The organism is Streptomyces sp. NPDC001380 (genome assembly GCF_042895785.1).
Lineage (GTDB): Bacteria > Actinomycetota > Actinomycetes > Streptomycetales > Streptomycetaceae > Peterkaempfera.
This window is the reverse complement of the sequence record NZ_JBIAWP010000003.1, coordinates 249,406-268,987: the sequence shown is the minus strand read 5'-3', so window position 1 is coordinate 268,987 and position 19,582 is coordinate 249,406. Positions and strand designations below refer to the sequence as shown.

General features: G+C 74.3%; 15 protein-coding genes. 8 read left to right on the top strand and 7 right to left on the bottom strand.

What is annotated here, in order from left to right; genetic code table 11:
* Positions 1-3: 3 nt before the first annotated feature.
* The 3 genes from ACFY07_RS06075 to ACFY07_RS06065 all read right to left on the bottom strand — a co-directional run bounded on the left by ACFY07_RS06075 (position 4) and on the right by ACFY07_RS06065 (position 4,502).
* Positions 4-1,752 (bottom strand): ABC transporter ATP-binding protein, encoded by a 1,749-nt coding sequence (locus ACFY07_RS06075; RefSeq protein ID WP_390867585.1) that lies wholly within the window; start codon positions 1,750-1,752, stop codon positions 4-6.
* Positions 1,753-1,943: 191 nt separating this feature from the next.
* Positions 1,944-3,023, bottom strand: coding sequence for a BMP family protein (locus ACFY07_RS06070; protein ID WP_390867584.1), 1,080 nt, complete (start codon positions 3,021-3,023; stop codon positions 1,944-1,946).
* A 222-nt stretch (positions 3,024-3,245) separates the two neighbouring features.
* Positions 3,246-4,502 (bottom strand): amidohydrolase, encoded by a 1,257-nt coding sequence (locus ACFY07_RS06065; protein ID WP_374228083.1) that lies wholly within the window; start codon positions 4,500-4,502, stop codon positions 3,246-3,248.
* A 717-nt stretch (positions 4,503-5,219) separates the two neighbouring features.
* Here ACFY07_RS06065 and ACFY07_RS06060 point away from each other — a divergent pair.
* Positions 5,220-7,274 (top strand): protease pro-enzyme activation domain-containing protein, encoded by a 2,055-nt coding sequence (locus ACFY07_RS06060; RefSeq protein ID WP_390867583.1) that lies wholly within the window; start codon positions 5,220-5,222, stop codon positions 7,272-7,274.
* Between the two features lie 125 nt (positions 7,275-7,399).
* On the opposite strand, the gene ACFY07_RS06055 is transcribed toward ACFY07_RS06060, so the two are convergent.
* The gene (locus ACFY07_RS06055; RefSeq protein WP_230648544.1) at positions 7,400-8,977 is read right to left on the bottom strand and encodes a methylmalonyl-CoA mutase; all 1,578 of its coding nucleotides are present in this window, start codon (positions 8,975-8,977) and stop codon (positions 7,400-7,402) included.
* Between the two features lie 272 nt (positions 8,978-9,249).
* Between ACFY07_RS06055 and ACFY07_RS06050 the strand changes: the two genes are divergently transcribed.
* The 6 genes from ACFY07_RS06050 (at position 9,250) to ACFY07_RS06025 (ending at position 14,451) form a co-directional block, all read left to right on the top strand.
* Positions 9,250-10,002, top strand: a complete 753-nt coding sequence (locus ACFY07_RS06050; RefSeq protein ID WP_390867582.1) for an SDR family NAD(P)-dependent oxidoreductase — start codon at positions 9,250-9,252, stop codon at positions 10,000-10,002.
* Positions 10,003-10,076: 74 nt separating this feature from the next.
* A complete protein-coding gene (locus ACFY07_RS06045; RefSeq protein ID WP_390867581.1) occupies positions 10,077-10,838 on the top strand; it encodes a 2-oxo-4-hydroxy-4-carboxy-5-ureidoimidazoline decarboxylase in 762 nt (253 codons plus the stop codon).
* A 194-nt stretch (positions 10,839-11,032) separates the two neighbouring features.
* Positions 11,033-11,413 (top strand): succinate dehydrogenase, cytochrome b556 subunit, encoded by a 381-nt coding sequence (gene sdhC, locus ACFY07_RS06040; protein ID WP_390867580.1) that lies wholly within the window; start codon positions 11,033-11,035, stop codon positions 11,411-11,413.
* A gap of 6 nt (positions 11,414-11,419) precedes the next feature.
* Positions 11,420-11,902, top strand: coding sequence for a succinate dehydrogenase hydrophobic membrane anchor subunit (locus tag ACFY07_RS06035; protein WP_390867579.1), 483 nt, complete (start codon positions 11,420-11,422; stop codon positions 11,900-11,902).
* A gap of 30 nt (positions 11,903-11,932) precedes the next feature.
* Positions 11,933-13,675: a succinate dehydrogenase flavoprotein subunit gene (gene sdhA / locus ACFY07_RS06030; protein WP_390867578.1), complete on the top strand. Its 1,743-nt coding sequence runs from the start codon at positions 11,933-11,935 to the stop codon at positions 13,673-13,675.
* On the top strand, positions 13,675-14,451 hold the full coding sequence (locus tag ACFY07_RS06025; RefSeq protein WP_230648552.1) for a succinate dehydrogenase iron-sulfur subunit: 777 nt from the start codon (positions 13,675-13,677) through the stop codon (positions 14,449-14,451). Before sdhA ends, ACFY07_RS06025 begins: the two co-directional genes overlap by 1 nt.
* A 118-nt stretch (positions 14,452-14,569) precedes the next feature.
* Here ACFY07_RS06025 and ACFY07_RS06020 read toward each other — a convergent pair whose 3' ends face one another.
* Both ACFY07_RS06020 and ACFY07_RS06015 read right to left on the bottom strand, forming a co-directional pair.
* Positions 14,570-16,138 (bottom strand): glycosyltransferase family 39 protein, encoded by a 1,569-nt coding sequence (locus ACFY07_RS06020; RefSeq protein ID WP_390867576.1) that lies wholly within the window; start codon positions 16,136-16,138, stop codon positions 14,570-14,572.
* Between the two features lie 194 nt (positions 16,139-16,332).
* Positions 16,333-16,587 carry an SCO4848 family membrane protein gene (locus ACFY07_RS06015; protein ID WP_390867575.1) on the bottom strand — a complete coding sequence of 85 codons (255 nt, stop codon included), beginning with the start codon at positions 16,585-16,587 and terminating at the stop codon, positions 16,333-16,335.
* A 280-nt stretch (positions 16,588-16,867) separates the two neighbouring features.
* Here ACFY07_RS06015 and ACFY07_RS06010 point away from each other — a divergent pair, with 280 nt between their 5' ends.
* Positions 16,868-18,376, top strand: coding sequence for a D-alanyl-D-alanine carboxypeptidase family protein (locus ACFY07_RS06010; RefSeq protein WP_390867574.1), 1,509 nt, complete (start codon positions 16,868-16,870; stop codon positions 18,374-18,376).
* Positions 18,377-18,422: 46 nt separating this feature from the next.
* Here the strand turns inward: ACFY07_RS06010 and ACFY07_RS06005 are convergent, their stop codons facing one another.
* Positions 18,423-19,469: a YihY/virulence factor BrkB family protein gene (locus tag ACFY07_RS06005; RefSeq protein ID WP_390867573.1), complete on the bottom strand. Its 1,047-nt coding sequence runs from the start codon at positions 19,467-19,469 to the stop codon at positions 18,423-18,425.
* Positions 19,470-19,582 lie beyond the last annotated feature (113 nt).

The following is a 19,582-nucleotide window of genomic DNA, read 5'->3' as shown; positions in this document are numbered from 1 at the left end:
GGGCTACTTCTCCGCCTGCTCGGTGGTGCCGTCCTGCCCGGTGGTGCCGTCCTGCCCGGTGGTGGCGGCCTCGCCGGAGGCGGGCCCGTCGGAGGCGGGGGCCTCGCCGGGGCCGGCGACGGGCTCGGCGGTGCCGGACTCCCCGGCGGGGCTCTCCAGGTGGCCGCGGGCGGCGCCGGTCATCGCGGAGCCCAGCTCCTCGGGGGTGACGGTGGCCGGGTCGGCGTCGGCGACCAGGCGGCCGCGGTACATGACCCGGAGGGTGTCGGACAGGCCGATCAGCTCGTCGAGGTCCGCGGAGATCAGGAGGACCGCCAGGCCCTCGCGGCGGGCCTCGCGGATGTGGTCCCAGATCTGGGCCTGGGCGCCGACGTCCACGCCGCGGGTCGGGTGGGCGGCGATGAGCAGCCGGGGCCGGTGGCTCATCTCGCGGCCGACGATCAGCTTCTGCTGGTTGCCGCCCGACAGGGAGGAGGCGGTGACGTCGATGCCGGGGGTGCGCACGTCGTACTCGGCGACGATCCGCTCGGTGTCGCGGCGGGCCGCGCCCGGGTTGAGGACGCCGCGGCGGCTGTTGGGCTCCTCGGTGACGTGGCCGAGGATCCGGTTCTCCCAGAGCGGGGCCTCCAGCAGCAGGGCGTGCCGGTGGCGGTCCTCGGGGATGTAGCCGATGCCGGCCTCGCGGCGGGCCCGGGTGAGGGCGTGCGAGAGGTCGGCGCCGTCGAGGGTGACCGTGCCGGCGTCGGGCCTGCGCATGCCCATGATGGCCTCGACCAGTTCGGCCTGGCCGTTGCCCTCCACGCCGGCGATGCCCAGGACCTCGCCCTTGTGGATGGTGAAGCCGATGCCGTCGAGGACGACGCGGTCGACGCCGTCCGGGTCGACCTCGCTGAGCCGCAGGCCGTCGACGGTGAGCATCGGCACGTCGGTGACGGTGGACTCGCGGGTCTCCGGGGAGGGCAGCTCGCTGCCGACCATCAGCTCGGCGAGCTGGCGGGAGTTGACCTCGCGCGGGTCGACGCTGGCGACGGTGGTGCCGCGCCGGATGACGGTGATCGCGTCGGCGACGGAGAGCACCTCGTCGAGCTTGTGCGAGATGAAGATGACGGTGAGGCCCTCGGACTTCAGCCCGCGCAGGTTGTCGAAGAGCGCGTCGACCTCCTGCGGCACCAGGACGGCGGTGGGCTCGTCGAGGATCAGGGTGCGGGCGCCGCGGTAGAGGACCTTGAGGATCTCCACCCGCTGGCGGTCGGCGACGCCGAGGTGCTCGACCAGCACGTCGGGGCGCACGCCGAGGCCGTAGGCGTCCGAGATCTCCATGATCCGGGCACGGGCCCGGCCGGAGATGCCGTGCAGCTTCTCGGCGCCGAGGACGACGTTCTCCAGCACCGTGAGGTTGTCGGCCAGCATGAAGTGCTGGTGCACCATGCCGATGCCGCGCGCGATGGCGTCGGCCGGGGTGTGCAGGTCCGCGCGCTCGCCGTCGAGGGTGATGGTGCCCTCGTCGGGGCGCTGCATCCCGTAGAGGATCTTCATCAGGGTCGACTTGCCGGCGCCGTTCTCGCCCACGAGGGCGTGGACGGTGCCGCGGCGGACCGTGATGTCGATGTCGTGGTTGGCGACGACGCCGGGGAAGCGCTTGGTGATACCGCGCAGTTCGACGGCGGCAGGCTCGGTCCCGGCGCCGGCTGGGGGTTCGCCCTTGCGGGCGCTCGGAGCAGTGATGGCGCACTCCTGGAGGGGCTGTGGCATCCGCCCCGGGTGGACGCGAGGCAGAACTCGGACGGTGCGGGTGGGGGGCATGGCCTGGACCGGGTCCGGTGCCGGGACGTGTCGTCCGGCCCGGCCCCGCCCGGTACGGGAAGGGGCCCGCCGCGCGCGGCGCGTTCGGCGGGCCCCTCGACCGTCGGTGCGGAACCTGCCCCGGGGGGCAGGGACCGGCGTTACTGCTTGACGGTGGTCGGCGGCGTGACCTTGCCGTCGATGATGTCCTGCTTGGCCTTCTCGATCTTGGCGACGGTGGCCGCGTCGAGGGCGGCGGTGTTGGTCTTGGAGTAGCCGACACCGCCGCTCTTCAGGTCGAAGGTGACGGTGCCGGTCTTCGCCGAGCCGTCCTTGACCGACTTGATGAAGTCGAAGACCGCGACGTCGACGTTCTTGATCGCCGAGGTGAGGATCGCGTCCTTGCTCTTGGCGAGGGCGTCCTGCTTGTACTGGTCGGAGTCGACGCCGATGGCCCAGGCCTTCTTGGCGGCGACGGCCTCGATCGCGCCGTTGCCGGAGCTGCCGGCCGCGGCGTAGACGACGTCGACGCCCTTGTCCAGCATGCCCTGCGCGGCGGCCTTGCCCAGGTCGGGCGAGGTGAAGCCCTTGAAGTCCGGCGGCTGCGAGAGGTACTGCGGGGTGACCGTGGCGCTCGGGTCGGTCGCCTTGACGCCCGCGGTGAAGCCGGCCTCGAACTTGTTGATCAGCGGCACGTTGACGCCGCCGATGAAGCCGATCTTGTGGGTCTTCGACTTCGCCGCGGCGGCCACGCCGGCGAGGTAGGAGCTCTGCTCCTCGGTGAAGACCAGGCTGGTGACGTTCGGGGCGTCGACGACGGAGTCGACGATCGCGAACTTGGTGTTCGGGTGCTCCTTGGCGACCGTCTTGACGGCGTCGGCGTAGGAGAAGCCGATGGCGATGATCGGGCTGTAGCCCGCCTCGGCCAGGTCCTTCAGACGCTGCGTCTTGTCGGCGGGGGTCTCGTTGGCGCCGGCGGAGAGCTCCTTGGTGGCCACGCCGAGCTGCTGCTTGGCCTGGTCGAGACCGCGGGCGGCCGAGTCGTTGAAGGACTGGTCGCCGCGGCCGCCGATGTCGTAGGCCATGCCGACCTTGACACCGCCGCCGGCGGCACCGGCCCCGGCCGAACCGGAGGGGCTGGTGGTGGAGCTGCTGTCCGACGTGCTGCCGCAGGCGGCGAGCGTGGCGATGCCCAGCGAACCGCTGAGCACAACCGCGGCGAGCTTGGTTACTCGGCGCAAGGGAGTTTCTCCTTCCGACACGCACCTGTCTGGCGTGATCGAACGCCACCGTAACGCGCGTAGAACACAGTTGTGTTACGGCTTCGCCGGAAGGGGCGGTTGTTATCAAACCGTGGCGGGACGGGGCGTATAGCGGGCGGAACGGGCGGTGACACCGCCCTTTCGACCCCTTGCGCTCCCGTACCGTACCCCTCCCGGCGGCCCCCGGTCAGGGGGCGCGGGTCAGAGGGCGCGCGCGTGCTCCAGCGCCAGCGAGCAGAACAGCTCCACGCCCACGCCGATCGCCCGCTCGTCCACGTCGAAGGTCCCCTGGTGCAGGTCGCGGACCCCGGACTCGGCGGGGTCGCGCACCCCGAGCCGGGCCAGCGCGCCGGGGATCTTCTCCAGGTACCAGGAGAAGTCCTCGCCGCCGAGGCTCTGCTCGGTGTCCTCCACGACGGTGGTGCGCGGCCCGCCGAAGCGGGCGTGCATCGCGGCGTCCAGCTGGGCGACCGACTCGGCCTCGTTGACCACCGGCGGCACCCCGCGGTGGTAGGTCAGCTCCCACTTGGCCCGGTGGGCCTCGGCCATCCGGGCGATCAGCTCGTGCAGCAGCTCGGGCGCCTCGCGCCAGCCGGCCAGCTCCAGGCAGCGGACGGTGCCCTCCAGCTCGGCGTGCTGCGGGATCACGTTGGCGGCCGAGCCGGAGGTGATCCGGCCCCAGACCAGGCTGACGCCCCAGCGGGGGTCCACCCGCCGACCGAGAGCACCCGGAAGGTCGGCGGCCATCCGGGCGACGGCGCCCACCAGGTCGGTGGTCAGGTGCGGCCGGGCGGTGTGCCCGCCGGGCCCGTCGAGGGAGAGCACCAGGCGGTCGCAGGCCGAGGTGATCGCCCCGACGCGCAGGCCCACCCGGCCCACGTCGACCTTCGGGTCGCAGTGCACGGCGAACATCCGGCCCACGCCCTCCAGGCCGCCGGCCTTGATGACGTCCAGCGCCCCGCCCGGCATGACCTCCTCGGCGGGCTGGAAGACCAGCCGCACCGGCTGCCGCAGCCGGCCCGCCTCCGCCGCCTCGGCCAGCACCAGCGCGGTGCCCAGCACCACGGCGGTGTGGACGTCGTGGCCGCAGGCGTGGGCCCGGCCGGGCACGGTGGAGCGGTACGGGACGTCGGTCTTGGCGTCGTCGATGGGCAGCGCGTCGATGTCCGCCCGGAACGCCAGCAGCGGGGTGCCCGACGGCGTGCCCTCGGGGACGATGTCGCAGACCAGGCCGGTGCCGGCGGGCAGCACGCGGGGCTGCAGGCCGGCCCGGGTCAGGCGCTCGGCGAGCAGCGCGGTGGTGCGGAACTCCTCGCGGCCCAGCTCGGGGTGCATGTGCACGTCGCGGCGGAAGGCCACCAGCTCGGCGGCGTGCGCGCGGACCCGGGCCCGGAGGAGGTCGGCCCCGGGGAGGTCGGTGCCGAGGAGGTCCGCACCGGGGAGGTCGGGCGCGGGCAGTCCGGAGCCGGGGAGATCGGCGCCGGGGAGGCCCGCGGCCGGTGCATGGTCCGCGGCGGGGTCGTCCGATACCGGGTCGAGGGGGGAGGCGACACTCCCGGGCGTTGGGTGGTTCACCTCAACTAGGTTACGACCGATCCGCTTGTCCAGCCGGTGATCGTCGTAATTACCGACCCCCCGGGGCGAAAAAGTCCCCCACCCGGCGCATGGTGAGCGGCGGGTTCGGGTATGACTTGTGGTTTACGCCACCTTCCCGGGCGACCCCTTCCGGCGCCGCCCCGCCGGCTCTCCCGCCCCCGCGGCCGCCTCCCGCCCCGGCGGCCTCCGCCGCCCCGGCCGAGGAGCCGCGCCTCCCGGCCGGACACCGCCCGGACACCGCCCGGACACCGCGGGGAGCGCCCGCCGCGGCCCCCGGCCGACCCGGACCGCACCGGGCGGCGCCCCGGGCGCCGGCCGGGAGCGGCGGCTCAGGACCGGCCGGTCCGGACCGGCGGCTCCGGACCGGCCGTCCCGTGCAACGACCGGCAGCCCGGCGGGACACGACCGGGTCATGTCACGGCAAAGCTTCTCCCCCGGCCCTTGAGACGCCACCTTCGGTGCATATGCACATCAACGGCACCTCTGTCGCACTCCTGTCCCAGGTGCGACCACCAGTCCCACGGCCGCCGCGCCCGGCACAGGGCGCTGCCGCCCCATGACCGAACTGGGGGAACCCACGTGCCGCAAGCTGCCCGCAGGCGGCTCTCCCGCATATCCGTGGCGGCGTCCGCCACGGCTCTGATCGCGGGATCGCTCGCCCTCGCGGCCCCCGCGGCCGCCGCCTCCGCCGCCGCCCCGACCGGGGCCGCCCGGAGGCTCGCCGGCACCCACCCGGCCTGGGCCACCGCCTCGGCCGACCGGGGCGCCGCCTCCGCGAACTCCACCGCGGACGTCCGCGTCTACCTCGCCGGGCAGGACCCGGCCGGGCTGGCCGCGTACGCCCGCGCCGTCTCCGACCCGGCCTCCCCGCAGTACGGCCGCTACCTGACGCCCGCACAGGCGCGGGCCCGCTTCGGGGCCTCCGCCGCGCAGGTCGACGCCGTCCACGCCTGGCTGGCCGGCAGCGGTCTGAGGGTCGGCCGCACCACCGCCCACTACGTGGAGGTCTCCGGCACCACCGCGGCGCTGGAGAAGGCCTTCGGCACCCGCATCCACACCTACCGCACCGGCGGGGGCGTCCACCGCGCCCCGGCCTCCGACGCGGTGCTGCCCGGGTCCGTCGCGGGCGCCGTGCTCGGCGTCAGCGGCCTCAGCGACACGGTGCACAAGGCCGTCTCGCAGGCCGTGCCGGTGGACCGCAGCCGGCGGTCGGCCTCCCTCTTCGCCCGCGCCGCCTCCGGCGTCCCGGCGCAGAAGGGCCTGCCGACCGTCCCGACCTGCTCCGCCAAGTACGGGGAGCGCACGGCCAAGGGCGCGCCTGCCGGGTACGAGGCGAACGAGCCGTTCGCGCCGTGCTCCTACACCCCCAAGCAGCTCCGCGAGGCCTACGGCGTCAACGACAGCGGGCTGACGGGCAGGGGCGCGAAGGTCGCGGTCATCGACGCGTACGGCCTGCCCACCATGGCGGCCGACGCCTCGCACTTCGCGACCGCCCACGGCGACCGGGCGTTCCGCGCCGGCCAGTACACCGAGTACATGACGCCGGGGCAGTGGACGCACGAGGACGAGTGCGGCGGTCCCGCCGGCTGGGCCGGCGAGGAGGCGCTGGACGTGGAGATGGTCCACGGCCTCGCGCCCGACGCCCAGGTCGTCTACGTCGGCGGCAACTCCTGCTACGACGGCGACCTGTACGACGCCATGGCGAAGGTCGTCGACGAGCACCTGGCCGACGTCGTCACCAACTCGTGGGGCGAGATCATGCACTCCACGGCGGGCGACATCGACCCGGCCGTGGTCAAGGCCGACGAGCAGGTCTTCATGCTCGGCGCCGCCGAGGGCATCGGCTTCACCTTCTCCACCGGCGACTGCGGCGACGACTCCCCCGGGGCCGCCGCCACCGGCGTCAACTGCGACCCGACCACCACCCGGGCGCAGACCCAGTGGCCGGCCTCCTCGGTCTGGGTCACCGGCGTCGGCGGCACCGCGCTCGGCACCTCCTCCTCGCGCGGCCGGTACGGCTTCGAGACCAGCATGGGCGACCGGCGCTCGGTGCTCTCCGCCGACCAGAGGAGCTGGAACCCCTTCCCGGGCCGCTTCTACTTCGGCGGCGGCGGCGGCACCAGCGAGGACTTCGCGCAGCCGTGGTACCAGAAGGGCGTGGTGCCGGCGTCGGTCTCCACCACCCTGATGACCGGGGCGAAGGCGAAGAGGCCGATGCGCACCCTCCCGGACGTCTCGATGAACGGCGACCTGGTCACCAGCGTGCTGGTCGGCTACGACGACGGCACCGGGTACGGCGAGGGCGGCTACGGCGGCACCTCGGTCTCCTCGCCGGAGTACGCGGGCCTGCTCGCCGACGCGATCCAGGCGCGGCACGGCCGGGCCGTCGGCTTCGCCAACCCGGGCATCTACGACCAGGCCGGCACCTCGGCGTACCACGACGTCGACGACACGGCCGTGCACGCCAAGCTCGGCAATGTCGTGGACCTCGGCGTGGTCGACGGCAGCCTGCGGGTGCGGCTGTACCGGATCGGGGCGGACTTCGGCCTCAGGGCCGTCCGCGGCTACGACACCGCCACCGGTGTCGGCTCCCCGGCGAAGGACTACCTGACGTCCTACCTGCCGCGCCGCTGACCCCGCGTCACACCGCCGCAGCACCACGGCACACCACGGCACACCACGGCCCAGCGGCACCACCGCACGGAAGCCGGGGCCCGGGATCGCCGCGATCCCGGGCCCCGGCCCCTTCCGCCGCCCCGTCAGAAGCTGTCGACCGGGGTGTAGGTGCCCCAGACGCCGCGCAGGGCGTCGCAGACCTCGCCGACGGTGGCGCGGGCGGCCAGCGCCTCCTTCATCGGGTGCAGGACGTTGTCCGTGCCCTCGGCGGCGCGGCTCAGGGCGGCGAGGGCGCGGTCGACGGCGGAGGAGTCGCGGTCGGCGCGGAGCTTGGCGAGGCGCTCGGCCTGCTGGGCCTCGATGGCCGGGTCGACCCGCAGCGGCTCGTAGGGCTCCTCCGCGTCGAGCTGGAAGCGGTTGACGCCGACGACGGTCCGCTCGCCGGAGTCGGTCTCCTGCTGGACGCGGTAGGCGCTCCGCTCGATCTCGGCCTTCTGGTAGCCGCGCTCGATGGCCGCGACCGCCCCGCCCATGTCCTCGACCTTGGCCATGAGCTCCACGGCGGCGGCCTCGACCTCGTCGGTCATCGACTCGACCACGTAGGAGCCCGCGAAGGGGTCGACCGTGTGGGTGACGTCGGTCTCGTAGGCGATGACCTGCTGGGTGCGCAGCGCGAGGCGGGCGGACTTCTCGGTGGGCAGGGCGATGGCCTCGTCGAACGAGTTGGTGTGCAGCGACTGGGTGCCGCCGAGGACCGCCGCCAGGGCCTGGACGGAGACGCGGACCAGGTTGACCTCGGGCTGCTGGGCGGTGAGCTGCACGCCCGCGGTCTGGGTGTGGAAGCGCAGCATGAGCGACTTGGGGTTCCTCGCCCCGAACTCCTCGCGCATCACCCGGGCCCAGATGCGGCGGGCCGCGCGGAACTTCGCGACCTCCTCCAGCAGGGTGGTGCGGGAGACGAAGAAGAAGGAGAGCCGGGGGGCGAAGTCGTCGACGTCCATGCCGGCCGCGACGGCGGTGCGGACGTACTCGATGCCGTTGGCGAGGGTGAAGGCGATCTCCTGCGCGGGCGTCGCCCCGGCCTCGGCCATGTGGTAGCCGGAGATCGAGATGGTGTTCCACCGGGGGATCTCGGCCCGGCAGTACTGGAAGACGTCGGCGATCAGGCGCAGCGACGGCTTGGGCGGGAAGATGTAGGTCCCGCGGGCGATGTACTCCTTGAGCACGTCGTTCTGGATCGTGCCGGTGAGCTTCGACGACGGCACGCCCTGCGCCTCGCCGACGAGCTGGTAGAGGAGCAGCAGCAGCGAGCCGGGCGCGTTGATGGTCATGGAGGTGGAGACCTCGCCCAGCGGGATGCCGCCGAAGAGCACGCCCATGTCCTCGACGGAGTCGACCGCGACGCCGACCTTGCCGACCTCGCCGTGGGCGATGGCCGCATCGGAGTCGTACCCCATCTGGGTGGGCAGGTCGAAGGCGACCGACAGGCCCATGGTGCCGTTGGCGATGAGCTGCTTGTAGCGGGCGTTGGACTCGGCGGCGGTGCCGAAGCCCGCGTACTGGCGCATGGTCCACGGGCGGCCGGTGTACATGGACGGGTACACGCCGCGGGTGAAGGGGTACTCCCCGGGCCGGCCCAGCTTCGTCGCGGGGTCCCAGCCCTCCAGGGCCTCCGGGCCGTAGAGCGGCTCGATGGGGAGTCCGGACTCCGAGAGTGCCATGGGGTTCCTCCGCTGGGGGTGAGGGCCGCTGGGGTGAGGGTCGGGCCGCCCCGCCCGGTGCAGGGCGGTGGGAGTCGGAGCCGGTCCCGCACGGCCGGTCCCCGCTCCTGCGGCGCCACGCACTGTAATCGTGCCGCGCACGGCCGCACAGGCGCATCCCCTGGGAGGTTGCTCACACCGGCCTGCGATGATCCGGGGCAGGCGGGGCGCGGGGACCCGGCACGGAAGAACCCGGCACGGAAGAGCAGCACGGGGCACGGAAGGGGACAGGCATGGACGGGCGGAAGGTGGCGGTGGTCACCGGGGCCAGCAGCGGCATCGGCGCGGCCACCGCGCGGGGACTGGCGGCGGCCGGCTACCGGGTGGTGCTGGCGGCGCGGCGCGCGGAGCGGATCGAGGCGCTGGCCGAGGAGCTCGGCGGCGGGGCCCGGGTGCTGGACGTCACCGACCGGGCCGCCGTCGACGCCTTCGCGGCGTCCCTGGACCGGGTGGACGTGCTGGTCAACAACGCCGGCGGGGCGATCGGGGCGGAGTCGGTGGAGTCCTCCGACCCGGGCGACTGGCTGGCCATGTACCAGGTGAACGTGATGGGTGTGCTGCACGTGACGCAGGCGCTGATGCCGGCGCTGCGGGCGAGCGGCGACGGCACGGTGGTGGTGCTCTCCTCCACGGCCGGCTTCACGGCGTACGAGGGCGGCGGCGGGTACGTCGTGGCGAAGCACGGCGCGCACGCGATCGCGGCGACGCTGCGGCTGGAGCTGTGCGGGGAGCCGATCCGGGTGATCGAGATCGCGCCGGGCATGGTGCGCACCGAGGGGTTCGCGGTGAACCGCTTCCGCGGGGACGAGGAGAAGGCGGCGGCGGTGTACGCGGGCGTCGCCGAGCCGCTCACCGCCGAGGACGTGGCGGACACGGTGGTCTGGGCGGTCACCCGGCCCCCGCACGTCAACGTGGACCTGCTGGTGGTGCGCCCCCGCGCGCAGGCGGCGCAGCACAAGGTGCACCGGGAGCACCCGAAGGGGTGAACGCGCTCCCGCGCGACACCCGGATCGGGTGAATTCCGGGATCGGCGGCGCGGAGGCCCGGCGGGGCCAGTACCTTGGGAGCGGCCCTGTCCGCGCAGGCGCGGGGGCCGCGACCCTGCCCTGTCCCCGCACTAGCCTGTCCCGCACGGCCCGCCCCGTGCAGACCGCCACCGCAGCATTCCCGCAGTGCCGCCGGTCCCCCTCCACCGCACGGCACCCGCCCGGGGAGGGGCCCGGCCTTCCCCGCCCCCCGGTTCCCCCGGCCTCCCACCCCTCATGAGGAGGACCCGCTGTCCAGCGACGTCCCGGCGCCCCGGCCGCCGGCCCAGGCGCAGGCCCCCGCGGGCCTGCGCAGGTTCAACGACGCGGACCACGGCGCGGCCGAGGAGGCCCTGCTCGCCTGCTGCGGCAGCACCCGCTGGGCGCTGCGGCTGGCCGCCCACCGCCCCTACCCCGACGTGGAGTCGCTGCTGGCGGCCGCCAGCGAGGCCTCGTACGACCTGCGGCCCGCCGACCTGGCCGAGGCGCTGGCGGACGAGAGCTGGATGCCGCACTCGCTGCTGGGCATGCGGGCCCCCGGCAGCCAGGCGGCGCGCACGGCGCTCCAGGCGGCGCACGCCGCGTACGAGGCGCGGTTCGGCCACGTCTTCGTGGTCTGCCTGGAGGCGTGCCCGCCGGAGGAGATGCTGGACGCGGTGCTGGCGTCGGTCCGCGGCCGGCTCGGCAACGACCCGGACGAGGAGCGGCTGGTGGCGGCCGAGGAGCTGCGGCGGATCGCCCTCGGACGCCTGGAACACCTGGTGGCGAGCCCTACGGGGGCGGGCGCGCCGGCCTGAGGGAGGGGCGTCCGCGGGGCCGGGAGGCCCGTCCGGACTGACCCGGTCGGGGCGGATCCGCGCCGGTCGGGACCCCCGGCAGGCTGGTGCGTTCCCGGCGTCGCTACGATGGCACCGGCCGGTGGACCGTACCCGGCCGGGCTGACCGACACCGAAGCCGGCCGAGCCCCGATCCTGCTTCCGGAGGGTTTTCCGTGCCGGCTGGAACGCTGTACCGCGGCCGGGAAGGCATGTGGTCGTGGGTGGCTCATCGAGTCACCGGCGTACTCATCTTCTTCTTCCTCTTCGCCCACGTACTCGACACGGCGCTCGTCCGCGTCTCTCCCGAGGCGTACGACAACGTCATCGCGACCTACAAGGTCTGGTTCGTCAACCTGATGGAGTACGGCCTGGTCGCCGCCATCCTCTTCCACGCGCTGAACGGCCTGCGGGTCATCGCGGTGGACTTCTGGTCCAAGGGCACCCGCTACCAGCGGCAGATGCTCTGGAGCGTCGTCGGCCTGTGGGCCCTGCTGATGGCCGGGGCTTTCTACCCGGTGCTGCAGCACACCCTCACGACCTGGTTCGGGAAGTGATCCGCGATGTCCACTGAGACCTCCCCGGTGGAGCTCGTCTCCTCCTCCCAGCCGCACACCGGCAAGGGCCTGTCCGCCGACGGCGTGCACGTCATCGAGCCGCCGCGCGCCCGCACCCCGAGGACCCCGCGGGTGACCCGCGGCAACTTCGAGATGTGGGCGTGGCTGTTCATGCGCCTCTCCGGCGTGGTGCTCGTCGTCCTGGTCATCGGCCACCTGATGATCCAGCTGGTCGTGGACGGCGGCGTGTCGAAGATCAGCTTCGCCTTCGTGGCCGGCCGCTGGGCCTCGCCCTTCTGGCAGGGCTGGGACCTGCTGATGCTCTGGCTGGCCATGCTCCACGGCTCCAACGGCCTGCGCACCGTCATCAACGACTACGCCGAGCGGGCCAACACCCGCCTGTGGCTGAAGTCGCTGCTGCTGGTCGCGACCGTCTTCACCGTGCTGCTCGGCACGCTGGTGATCTTCACCTTCGACCCGAACATCTAAGCGGCAGCAGACGAGGCGAACGAGACCCCCATGCAGATCCACAAGTACGACACCGTCATCGTCGGCGCCGGCGGCGCCGGCATGCGCGCCGCCATCGAGTCGACGCAGCGCAGCCGCACCGCCGTGCTGACCAAGCTCTACCCCACCCGGTCCCACACCGGCGCGGCCCAGGGCGGCATGTGCGCCGCCCTCGCCAACGTCGAGGAGGACAACTGGGAGTGGCACACCTTCGACACGGTCAAGGGCGGTGACTACCTGGTCGACCAGGACGCCGCCGAGATCATGTGCAAGGAGGCCATCGACGCCGTCCTCGACCTGGAGAAGATGGGCCTGCCCTTCTCCCGGACCCCCGAGGGCCGCATCGACCAGCGCCGCTTCGGCGGGCACACCCGCAACCACGGCGAGGCGGCCGTCCGCCGGTCCTGCTACGCCGCGGACCGCACCGGCCACATGATCCTGCAGACGCTGTTCCAGAACTGCGTCAAGCACGGCGTGGAGTTCTTCAACGAGTTCTACGTCCTGGACCTCCTCCTCAACGAGGGCCGGACGGCCGGCGTCGTGGCGTACGAGCTGGCCACCGGCGAGCTCCACGTCTTCCAGGCCAAGAGCGTCGTCTTCGCCTCCGGCGGCAACGGCAAGTTCTTCAAGGTCACCTCGAACGCGCACACCCTGACCGGCGACGGCCAGGCCGCCGTGTACCGCCGGGGCCTGCCGCTGGAGGACATGGAGTTCTTCCAGTTCCACCCGACCGGCATCTGGCGCATGGGCATCCTCCTCACCGAGGGCGCCCGCGGCGAGGGCGGCATCCTCCGCAACAAGGACGGCGAGCGCTTCATGGAGCGCTACGCGCCGACCATCAAGGACCTCGCCCCGCGCGACATGGTCTCCCGCGCGATCTACACCGAGATCCGCGAGGGCCGCGGCTGCGGCCCCGACGGCGACCACGTCTACCTGGACCTCACCCACCTGCCGCCGGAGCAGCTGGACGCCAAGCTGCCCGACATCACCGAGTTCGCGCGGACCTACCTCGGCATCGAGCCCTACACGGACCCGATCCCGATCCAGCCCACGGCGCACTACGAGATGGGCGGCATCCCGACCAACGTCGAGGGCGAGGTGCTGCGGAACAACACCGACGTCGTCCCCGGCCTCTACGCCGCCGGCGAGGTCGCCTGCGTGTCGGTCCACGGCGCCAACCGCCTCGGCACCAACTCGCTGCTGGACATCAACGTCTTCGGCCGCCGGGCCGGCATCGCCGCCGCCGAGTACGCCTCCACCGCCGACTGGACCGAGCTGCCGGCGGACCCGGCCGCCCAGGTCGAGGAGCTGCTGGAGCGCCTGCGCAGCGGCGAGGGCACCGAGTCGGTCGCGGAGATCCGCCGCGAGCTGCAGGAGTCCATGGACACCAACGCCATGGTCTACCGCACCGAGGCCACCCTGAAGCAGGCGGTCGCCGACATCGCCGCCCTCAAGGAGCGCTACAAGAACGTCTCCGTGCAGGACAAGGGCAAGCGGTACAACACCGACCTGCTGGAGGCCGTCGAGCTGGGCAACCTGCTCGACCTGGCCGAGGTGCTGGCCGTCTCCGCGCTGGCCCGCAACGAGTCCCGCGGCGGCCACTACCGCGAGGACTACCCCAACCGCGACGACGTCAACTTCATGCGCCACACCATGGCGTACCGGGAGGTCGACGCCGACGGGAACACCACGGTGCGGCTGGACTACAAGCCGGTCGTGCAGACCCGCTACCAGCCGATGGAGCGTAAGTACTGATGAGCACCCCCACGCTTGAGAAGCAGCCGTCGGCCGGTCCGGAGGCCGGAGCGGAGGCCGCGTCCGGCCTGATCCCGATCACCGTCCGCATCCGCCGGTTCAACCCGGAGGAGCACCCGGAGCCGGTGTGGGTGGACTACGAGCTGCTCGCCGACCCCAAGGAGCGCGTCCTGGACGCCCTCCACAAGATCAAGTGGGAGCAGGACGGCACCCTCACCTTCCGCCGCTCCTGCGCGCACGGCATCTGCGGCTCGGACGCCATGCGCATCAACGGCCGCAACCGGCTGGCCTGCAAGACGCTCATCAAGGACGTCAGCCCGGAGAAGCCCATCACGGTCGAGGCCATCAAGGGCCTCACGGTCCTCAAGGACCTGGTCGTGGACATGGACCCCTTCTTCCAGGCGTACAAGGACGTCATGCCGTTCCTCATCACCAAGGGGAACGACCCGACGCGTGAGCGCCTGCAGTCCCAGGCGGACCGCGAGCGGTTCGACGACACCACCAAGTGCATCCTGTGCGCGGCGTGCACGTCGTCCTGCCCGGTCTTCTGGAACGACGGCCAGTACTTCGGCCCGGCGGCCATCGTCAACGCCCACCGCTTCATCTTCGACTCGCGCGACGAGGGCGGCGAGCAGCGGCTGGAGATCCTCAACGACCGCGAGGGCGTGTGGCGCTGCCGCACCACCTTCAACTGCAGCGAGGCCTGCCCCCGCGGCATCGAGGTCACCAAGGCGATCCAGGAGGTCAAGCGGGCGCTGGTGACGCGCCGCTTCTGACCGTCCGCGGCCGCCGCACGGCGGCCCGCACGCCGGAGGGGGCGGACCCGGGAGATCCCGGGTCCGCCCCCTCCGGCGTGTGCGGGGCCCCGCCCGCGCGGAGCCGGGCGGGAGCGCGTCAGCGGCGCGTCCAGAGCTGCACGACGAAACCCCGCACGCGGGTCTCCGCGGTGCGGCGGTAGTGGGCGTCCAGCACCCGCTGCAGCTCCTGCTCCCTGTCCTGCCCCGTGGTCCAGCGCCCGCGGCCGGCGAGCATCCACACCCGGGCGTGCGGAAGCAGCACCTCCGCGAACCGCGCGACGGGGACCTCCACCCCCGCGAAGGTGCCGGAGGCGTCGGGGGTCCGCGCCAGCAGCACGTCGGCCGTGCCGCGGAAGGCGTCGGGGTAGACGGCCTCCAGGGAGCGGCGCAGGTCCGGCGCGAAGAGCACCGCGTCGCCGGGCCGCGCCCCGGCGCGGAGCACGTCCGCGGCCCCGCGGAAGTCGTCGGCGCGGGCGAGCGGGGTGCGCAGGTGGCGCTGCTGGTGCAGCTCCGTCGCGAGCACCCCGGCCGCCGCGGAGGCGGCGAGCACCGCCCCGGCGGCCACGGCTGCGGTCCGGCGCACGGACGGGGCGAGCGGGCGGACGGCCGCGCGGACGGCGCCCTCCAGGCCGGCCCCCGCGAGGAGGGTCAGGCCGGGCAGGCTGTAGAGGACGTAGCGGTCGTAGTACAGCGGGGTGGCCAGCGACACCGCCATCAGCAGGGCCGGGGGCAGCAGCAGCCAGGGCAGCGTGAGGGCGCGCACCGTCACGGGGGCGCCCGGGCGGCGCAGGGGCACGAGGAGGCCGAGCACGGCGAGGGTGAGGACGGCGGCCGTCACCCTGGGGGCGGGGCCGGCGAAGCTCTCCAGCAGGGCGAGCGGCGTCCGCCCGTCGACCTGCGGCAGCCAGACCACCTGGGCGGCCTGGGAGCTGGAGAGGAGGGCCAGCGGTACGGCGCAGGCCGCGGCCGCGGCCGCCGAGGCCGTCCAGGCCAGCCGGACCCGCCGGCCCGCGCCGCGGGTCAGCAGGACGGCCGCGCCGTGGGCGGGCAGGACCAGCAGGGCGAACTCGTGGAGCAGGCCCACCAGCAGCACGCAGGCGGCGTAGCAGGCCCAGCGGCGCGCGGTGGGCCGCTCCCAGGCCCGCAGCAGGAGCAGGCCGGCCCCCACCACCCCTGCGGTGACCAGGGCGTACGACCGGCCCTCCTGGGCGTACCTGGAGGCGAAGGGGGTGACGGCGAACAGCAGGCCCGCCGTGAGCCCGGTCACGGGGCCCGCCAGCCGGCGGCCGATCAGCGCCACCCCGGCGGCGGCCCCCGCCATCGCCAGCACCGACGGCAGGCGCAGGGCCGTGAGGCCGTCGCCGAACACGAGGAGGACCCCGTGCATGAGGAGGTAGTAGAGGCCGTGGACCGCGTCGACGTGCTGGAGCAGGTGCCAGGTCTCGGACCAGCCGCGCGTCGCCGCGTCGAGGGTGGCGGCCTCGTCCCGCCACGGGCCCCGGCCCTCCAGCCGCCAGAGGCCGAGCGCCAGCATCACCCCGGCGGGCGGCAGCGCCACGGCCGCGCCGGGGGCGCGGAACGGCCGCGGCAGCGCGCGGCCGCCGGGGGGATCCGGTGCGGTGCGTGCGGAGGGGGCTCCCGGGGTGCGGGTACCTGGCGTGGTCACGTGGGTCCTCGGTGCTCAGCGAGCGGATGTCACCAGTTCTGACGACGGAGCCGGCCCATCGGATGCCCGTGGAACGTTAAATGTCCGGTAATCCCCGGTGTCCGGCGCCCCGCCCGCCCCGCGCCCCGCGCCCCGCTTCCGGAGCCGGGCCGGGAGCCGGGCCGGGGGTGCGGGACGCGGGGCGGGACTCCGGGTCAGGCGGCCGGGGTGCTGCGCGCGGCCCGCAGGCCGCGCAGCCCCACCAGGCCCACCAGGGTGCCGAGGACGAAGGAGGTGACGGCCAGGGCGAGGTGGATCCAGAAGTAGGCGGTCGGGTGCGCGTGGCCGCCGCCGGTGAAGGCCTGGCCGGAGGAGTCCTTCCAGAGGTTCTTCACGAAGGTCGTCCAGATGATCCAGCTCCACACGCCGAAGGCGGCCAGGAACCAGGAGGTGCGGCGGCTGAGTCTCATCGGTGGCGTCCAGGGGTCCTCGGATGCGGCAGGGGCGTGTCCAGTATGGGCGGTTGCGGTGCGGGACCGGACGGCGGGGCGGCCCGGGGCGCGGACCGGACAGGGCCGGTGCGGAGGGCGGTGCGGAGGCGGTGCGGGAGGCGCTCCGGGGCCGCGGGGGCGGTGCGGGAGGCGCTCCGGGCGGCCCGCACCCGCCGGACGGCGGGGGCCGGTTCCGTCGAAAGGGGGACCCTGACGGCCGGGTTGACGCACGGAGCGCGCCGCCGGGTACCGTCACGACGTGACCAGCGCCGACGACTCCGCGGGTGCCCGGCCGACCGGCGGCATATCCCCCGCAGCGGTTCCCCCGCCCGCCTCCCGACGCCGCCGCGGCCGCGCCCTCGCCGCCTGCCTGGCCGTGGCCGCCGCCTCCGCCGCCGTCCTCCCCTGCGCCGCACCGGCCGCCGCCGGACCCCCGGTCCGGCCCGCCGCGAAGCCCGCCTCGAAGCCCTCGCCCAAGCCGTCCGGGAAGGCCTCCAGGCGCCCGGCGCCGCCGGAGCGGATGTCCGCCGTGGGCGGCGAACTGCTGGGCCTGCCCGGCGTCCAGGTGCGGCCTCTGGCGGGCGCGCCGGAGCTCCCGAAGGAGATCACCGGCCTCTCCTGGATCGTGAGCGACGCCACCACCGGCGAGGTGCTGGCGTCCAGGAACGCCCACTGGCGGCTGCCCCCCGCCTCGACGCTGAAGATGCTCTTCGCCGACACCGTGCTGCCCCGGGTCCCCCGGCACGCCCGGCACGTGGTGGAGCCGGAGGAGCTGGCCGACATGGGCGAGGGCAGCAGCCTGGTCGGCATCAAGGAGCACCTGGAGTACCGGGTGGAGGACCTGTGGCGCGGGGTGTTCCTGCGCTCCGGCAACGACGCGGTCCACGTGCTCTCCCACATGAACGGCGGCGTGGCGAAGACCGTCCGGGACATGCAGGCCCGGGCGGACGCGCTGCAGGCCGGCGACACCCACGTGGTGAGCCCGGACGGGTACGACGCGCCGGGGCAGGTGTCCTCGGCGTACGACCTCACGCTCTTCGCCCGGGACGGGCTGCGCGACCCCGACTTCCGCTCGTACTGCTCGACGCGGACCGCGTCGTTCCCCGGCGACGTCGACCCGAAGACGCACAAGCGGCAGAGCTTCGAGATCCAGAACACCGACCGGCTGCTCACCGGCGCGTGGGGCATGACGCCGTACCCCGGCCTGATCGGCGTGAAGAACGGATTCACCAGCAACGCGGGCAACACCTTCACCGGTGCCGCGGTGCACGGCGGCCACACCCTCATCGTCACCGTGATGCACCCCGAGCCGGTGCACCCCAACCAGGTCTACCTGGAGACCGGGGCCCTGCTGGACTGGGGCTTCTCCGCACTGGGCCGGGTCGAGCCGGTGGGTACCCTGGTCGGCCCGCGGACGGCGGGCGCCGCGTCCCCGGCGCCCGCGGGCACCGGCCGGCAGGCGCGGCCGGGTCCGGGCGCGGGCGCGGGCGCCGGCGCGGCGGCCGTGCAGGCGGGCAGCACCGACGGGGTCCCCACGGGCTGGGTGGCGGGCGGCATCGCCGCGGTGCTGGCGGCGGGCGGCTGGGGCGTGGCCCGCGGCCGGGCCCGCGCCCGGCGGCGCGCGGCCTGGGCGGCCGCGCCGGTGGCGGGGTCCGGAACAGGGTCCGCGACGGCAGGGGGCTCCACGGCGGCGGGCGGGGGCGGCCGGACCGGCTCCACCGCGGTCGGCGGACGGCGCAGGAGGCGGCTCCCGCGCGGCCGCGGCTGACGGGCGGCCGCGGCTGACGGACCGCCGCGGCTGACGGGCGCGGTGGTCAGCCGCCCGACGCACCGCCCCCGGGTGCCGGCCGCGGGCCCCTGCCGGGTCCCGGCCGCACCTCCCCCGGCGGGGGCGTGCCGGACCCCTTGCGGAGGTCCGGTGCGCCGCCGGCCCCGGAGGGCGCGGACTCCTCGCCGCCCGCCTCGCGGTAGGCGTGCAGCGCCTGCTCGCGGGCGCGCCGGCGCGCCGCCTCGGGGTCGGCCAGCGCCGTCCAGCCGACGCAGTACATGAGCAGCCGGGTGACGAAGTTGATCCACAGGAGCAGGGCCACCGGCACGCCGAACGCCCCGTACATGGACTTGCCGGCCACCCCGCTGATGTACGACGAGAGCAGCACCTTCAGCACCTCGAAGCCGACGGCGCCGATCAGGGAGGCCGCCAGCACCGTGCGCCGGCTCTGGTCGGTGATCCGGGGGAAGGCTGTCAGCAGGTAGGCGAAGAGGATCATGTCGGCGCCCACGGCGATCGCGAACCCGGCCAGCCCCAGCAGCCAGGAGCCCACGCCGCTGCGCTGGAGGCCCAGGGCCTCCGCGACCTGCCCGGTGAGGGCGCTGAACAGGGCGGAGGCGCCGAGCGAGACGGCGGTGGCCACGCCGAGGCCGACGAGGACGCCGACGTCGAGCAGCTTGCGCAGCACCGGGTTGCCCGGCTCGGCGTCCAGCTGCCAGAGCGTCCGGATGGACGCCCGCATGGTGTCCACCCAGCCGAGGCCGGAGACCAGCAGCAGCAGGCCGCTGACCAGGCCGACGGTGCCCGCGTTGCGGACCAGGGCGCCCAGGTCCAGGGAGTCGGCGATGCCGGGGATCTGCTCGGCGATCTTCTTCTGGATGTCCGCGACCTGCTGGTCCGAGAGGGCCGCCGCGGCGAGGGCCATCGCCAGGGTGAGCAGGGGGAAGAGCGCGAGGAACCCGAAGAAGGTGATCGCCCCGGCCAGCCGGTTCCCGCCCAGGCCGTTCACGTGGTCCCAGACGCGGTAGGCCCTGGTGCGCAGCAGGCGGGCGACCAGGGGGCCGACGACCGGCAGCCGGGTCAGGAAGTCCATGATCGGCGCCTACCCCTCGGCCGTCCGGCCACACCCGCGGCCCCTGCCGCCTGCCTGTCCGCCCGCCTGCCTGTCCGCCCACCTGCCCGCCGACCCGCCTGCCGGCGGATCCG